This window comes from Sandarakinorhabdus rubra, from assembly GCF_010994245.1.
Classification (GTDB): Bacteria; Pseudomonadota; Alphaproteobacteria; order Sphingomonadales; family Sphingomonadaceae; genus Sandarakinorhabdus; species Sandarakinorhabdus rubra.
Map to the genome: position 1 here is coordinate 1 of NZ_WMHO01000219.1, position 4,307 is coordinate 4,307.

General features: G+C 68.8%; 6 protein-coding genes. 3 read left to right on the forward strand and 3 right to left on the reverse strand.

The window, feature by feature from the left end; genetic code table 11:
• The 3 genes from GJV64_RS11980 to GJV64_RS11990 all read left to right on the forward strand — a co-directional run.
• Window positions 1-226: hypothetical protein (locus GJV64_RS11980; protein WP_164157442.1), on the forward strand; the 226-nt coding region annotated here is incomplete at its 5' end.
• On the forward strand, window positions 223-618 hold the full coding sequence (locus tag GJV64_RS11985) for a GtrA family protein (protein WP_164157443.1): 396 nt from the start codon (window positions 223-225) through the stop codon (window positions 616-618). The genes GJV64_RS11980 and GJV64_RS11985, both read left to right, overlap by 4 nt.
• 15 nt (window positions 619-633) lie before the next feature.
• Window positions 634-1,347, forward strand: a complete 714-nt coding sequence (locus GJV64_RS11990; protein WP_164157444.1) for a class I SAM-dependent methyltransferase — start codon at window positions 634-636, stop codon at window positions 1,345-1,347.
• A 16-nt stretch (window positions 1,348-1,363) separates the two neighbouring features.
• On the opposite strand, the gene GJV64_RS11995 is transcribed toward GJV64_RS11990, so the two are convergent.
• From GJV64_RS11995 to gatC, 3 genes are read right to left on the reverse strand one after another with little or no spacing between them, the layout of a single operon-like run.
• Window positions 1,364-2,338: a glycosyltransferase family 2 protein gene (locus tag GJV64_RS11995; protein ID WP_235927729.1), complete on the reverse strand. Its 975-nt coding sequence runs from the start codon at window positions 2,336-2,338 to the stop codon at window positions 1,364-1,366.
• Complete coding sequence (gene gatA / locus GJV64_RS12000; protein ID WP_164157445.1) at window positions 2,335-3,789, reverse strand: Asp-tRNA(Asn)/Glu-tRNA(Gln) amidotransferase subunit GatA; 1,455 nt, start codon at window positions 3,787-3,789, stop codon at window positions 2,335-2,337. Before gatA ends, GJV64_RS11995 begins: the two co-directional genes overlap by 4 nt.
• Window positions 3,786-4,073: an Asp-tRNA(Asn)/Glu-tRNA(Gln) amidotransferase subunit GatC gene (gene gatC / locus GJV64_RS12005; protein ID WP_164157446.1), complete on the reverse strand. Its 288-nt coding sequence runs from the start codon at window positions 4,071-4,073 to the stop codon at window positions 3,786-3,788. The genes gatA and gatC overlap by 4 nt, the downstream gene beginning before the upstream one ends.
• Window positions 4,074-4,307: the final 234 nt, after the last annotated feature.

Consider the following 4,307-nt stretch of genomic DNA (forward strand, 5'->3'; position numbering starts at 1 on the left):
GCCGGCGATGCAGCAGTTGCGCGCGGCCGGCCCCAGAACCGGCGGTACCGGCAGCGAGGCCGACCGCCAGGCGCGGGTGGCCGCCATCCTGGCCAGCGCCGGCTTTGATGCCCTGCTGATCTGCAAGGCAGCGCCCGACACGCCATGGCCGGAAACGCGCCTGCCAGTCCTGAGCGAGGCTGGTCGCTTCCGCCTGCTCGATGCGCGCGGGGCGAACCTGCGATGAACGATCCGAACAAGGGCATCGTTGGCCAGCTGCTGCGGTTCGGGCTGGTCGGGATGGCGATGACGCTGGCGACGGCTGGCGCTTATGTGCTGCTCGTCCGCAGCGGGCTCGACCCGTTTCTCAGCCTGACCCTGGCCTATGCCGGGGCCATGCTGGTCGCCTATCGCGCCCATGATCGCTTCACCTTTCAGGGCCATGGCGCGCGCAGCCAGCCGGCGCAGCGCTTCGGGCGCTTTGTGGCGGTCAACGCGGTGGGCTATGCGCTCAATCAGGGCTTCGTTTGGCTGATGGTGGTGCGCGCCGGCTGGCCGGACTGGACGCCGGCGCTGCCTATCATCCTCGTCACGCCGCTGGCCACGTTCGCGCTGCAGCGGCGCTGGGTGTTCAACTGAACTCATGGGCGCATCGTGGATCTGAAAGAAGAACATCTGCTGGGCGACCAGGTGGCAACCCACTGGTATTACACGGCCAAGCGCGCCGCCCTGCTGGCAGCCACCCGTGATGTCGCCGCCGGCCACGTCCTCGATGTGGGGGCCGGTTCGGGCTATTTCTCGCGCGCGCTCATCCGTGCCGGGCGCAGCAGTCAGGCCACCTGCGTTGACCTTGGCTATCCGGCCGACAGCGAGGAAACCGAGGCCGGGCGACCGATCCGGTTCCGCACCAGCATCGGGCTCACCGATGCCAACCTGGTGCTGATGATGGACGTGATCGAGCATGTGGCCGACGATGTCGGCCTGGTCGCCGATTATGCCGGCAAGGTGCAGCCCGGCACGCATTTCCTGATCACCGTGCCGGCCTTCATGTGGCTGTGGAGCGGCCACGACGTGTTCCTGGAACATTATCGCCGCTACACGCTGGCCGGCATCGAGGCTGTGCTGCGCGCCGCAGGGCTGTCCATCGTGGCCGGCCATTATTTCTATGGTGGCGTACTGCCGATGGTGGCGGCAGTGCGTGGCGTTCGCCGCCTGACGCGCGCCGGCCAGGCCCCGGCCAGCGACATGGGTCGGGTGCCGCCGCTGCTGAATGGGTTGCTGTCCGGCCTGTGCGCTGCCGAAGTGCCGGTGATGCGGCTGAACCGGCTGGGCGGCACCACCGCCATGGTGCTGGCGCGAAAGGCCTGAGGGACCTGCGGCGCGGTCAGTCGCCGATGCGCTCGCGCACCAGGTAGAGCGGCCGGCCCTTCACCTCGATGAAGATGCGGGCGACATATTCCCCCAGCACGCCCAGCCCCATCAGCATCAGCCCGTTGAAGAACAGCATGACCGACAGGAGCGAGGCATAGCCGGGCACGTCGACACCGTTGATCAGCGTGTCGGCAATCAGGAACACCAGATAGGCCACCGCAAGCAGCGCCGCGGCCAGGCCAATGTAGGTCCAGATCTTCAGCGGCAGGGTGGAGAAGGACACGATGCCTTCCAGCGCCAGGTTGAACAGCTTGCGGCCGTTGAACTTCGTCTCGCCGGCCGCGCGCGGCGCCCGCACATACTCCACCGTGGCGGTGCGGAAGCCGACATGGGCGAACAGCCCCTTCATGAAGCGCATCCGCTCCGGATAGCGCCGCAGCGCCTCTGCGACGCTGGCATCCATCAGGCGATAGTCGCCGACATCGGCCGGGATCGGCGTGTCCGACAGCCGGCCGATCAGCGAATAGAACATTCGCGCTGTGGTGCGCTTCAGGTAACCGTCGCTGGTCCGATCGCTGCGGCAGGCCAGCACCACGTCATAACCCTCGCGCCAGCGCGCCACCATCTCGGCCAGCAGTTCGGGCGGGTCCTGCAGGTCCACATCCATCGGTACCACCGCCCGGCCGCGGGCATGATCGAGGCCGGCCGACAGCGCGACCTCCTTGCCATAGTTGCGCGACAGGTCGATGGCCCGCACCCGTGGCTCGCGCGCGGCCGCCGCCCGCAGCGCCGCCAGCGTGCCGTCGCGGCTACCATCGTTGACGAACACCACTTCCCAGGCGGGATCGATGCCGTCCAGAACCGGGGCGATGGCGGCCAGGAACAGATCGATGCTGGCCTCTTCGTTGAAGACCGGCACGACTATGCTGATGAGTGGCAAGGGCCCGGCAGCAGCCGGCAGGGCCGCGCTGCCGGCTTGGTCCGTCACGGCCGCGCCGTGAAGCCGGCGGCACGCTCGATGGCGAGGCCGGCATCGAGCACGCCCATCTCGTCGAGCGGCCGGCCGATGATCTGCAGGCCCAACGGGAGCCCGCTCGCCGACAGCCCGGCCGGAACGCTCATCGCCGGCAGGCCAGCGAGGCTGGCCGGCACGGTGAAGACGTCGTTCAGATACATGGCGATCGGATCGGCCTTCGCGCCAAAGGCAAAGGCCGGGCTGGGCGCCGTGGGCGTCAACAGCACGTCGCAGCGCTCGAACGCCTGTTCGAAATCGCGTGCGATCAGCGCCCGGACCTTCTGGGCCTGGGTGTAATAGGCATCATAGAAGCCGGCCGACAGCACATAGGTGCCGATCATGATGCGCCGCTTCACCTCGCGGCCAAAGCCTGCGGCGCGGGTGGCGGCATACATGTCCTGCACATTGCCGCCCGGCGGCGTGACCCTCAGGCCATAGCGCACGCCATCATAGCGCGCGAGGTTGGACGAGGCTTCGGCCGGCGCCACGATATAATAGGTGGGCAGCGCGTACTTCGTGTGCGGCAGCGAAACCGGCACGATCTCGGCGCCGGCGTCCTTCAACCAGGCGATGCCGGCATCCCACAGGGCGGCGATCTCGGCATCCATGCCGTCGAGGCGATATTCGGCCGGAATGCCGACGCGCTTGCCCTTCAGGTTGCCGGTGAGGCCGGCGGCGAAATCCGGCACCGGCAGATCAAGGCTGGTCGAATCGCGCGGATCAAAGCCGCACATCGAGGTGAGCAGGTGCGCGCAATCGGTGACGGTGCGCGCCATTGGCCCCGCCTGATCGAGGCTGGAGGCAAAGGCAATCGTGCCCCAGCGGGAGGCCCGGCCATAGGTGGGCTTGATGCCGGCGATGCCCACGAAGGCAGCGGGCTGACGGATCGAGCCGCCGGTGTCGGTGCCGGTGGCGCCCGCGACCAGCCGCGCCGCCACAGCCGCCGCCGAGCCGCCGGACGAGCCGCCCGGCACCAGTTCGGCATCCGAGCCTTTCGCCTTCCACGGGTTGATCACCCTGCCGAAGGCGCTGGTCTCGTTCGACGAGCCCATGGCAAACTCGTCCATGTTGAGCTTGCCCAGAAACACCGCGCCATCGCGCAGCAGGTTGGCGGTGACGCCGGATTCATAGCGCGGCACGAAACCTTCGAGGATGCGGGACGCCGCCGTCGTCTGCACGCCTTCGGTGGCAAACAGGTCCTTGATGCCGAGCGGGATGCCGGCGAGCGGCCCGCCGCGCGTGCCGTCGTCCACGGCCTTCGCCTGGGCCAGCGCCAGCTCCGGCGTCTCGACGATGAAGGCATTGAGGTGGCGGCTGGCGGCCATCTGGTCGAGATGCGCCTGCGTCAGCTCGACAGCGCTAAACTGGCGTGCGGCCAGCCCGGCCTTCATCTCGGCCAGCGACAATTCAGTCAGCGCGCTCATTCGATCACCTTGGGCACGGCGAAAAAGCCGCTGGCGGCGTCCGGCGCGTTGGCCAGCACCTTTTCGGCGATGCCGCCATCGGTCACCACGTCCTCGCGCCAGCGCAACTGGCCGGGCATCACGCTGGCCATGGGGGCCACGCCTGTGGTGTCCACCTCGCCCAGCTGTTCGATCCAGCCCAGGATGCCGTTCAGCTGCTCGGTCAGCCCCGGCACCTCGTCGTCGGTGACGGCGATGCGGGCGAGACGGGCGATCTTCCTGACGGTGTCGGCGGTTACGGACATGGCCCTGCCGCTAGCAGGCGCGCGCGCCGGCAACAAGGGGGGCAGGCCGGCGCGGGCAACTCAATGCCGGGCATCTGTTGGCGCGCTGTCAAGCCAGTGCTGCGCGCGCCTGCCCGGCGATATGAGCCAGCATTGCCGCGCTGGTGGCGCCGCCGTCGCGGGCGCGAGCGCAGGCGCCAGCCAGCCGGGCCACGCGCTCGCCGTTGCCGGCCAGCCACTCGGCCACGGCAGCGG

What these genes read in the sequence shown, in the direction of transcription:
- gatC (WP_164157446.1), bottom strand. Translation starts at nt 4,073, where the DNA reads ATGTCCGTAACCGCCGACACCGTCAGGAAGATCGCCCGTCTCGCCCGC.
- gatA (WP_164157445.1), bottom strand. Translation starts at nt 3,789, where the DNA reads ATGAGCGCGCTGACTGAATTGTCGCTGGCCGAGATGAAGGCCGGGCTG.
- GJV64_RS11985 (WP_164157443.1), top strand. Translation starts at nt 223, where the DNA reads ATGAACGATCCGAACAAGGGCATCGTTGGCCAGCTGCTGCGGTTCGGG.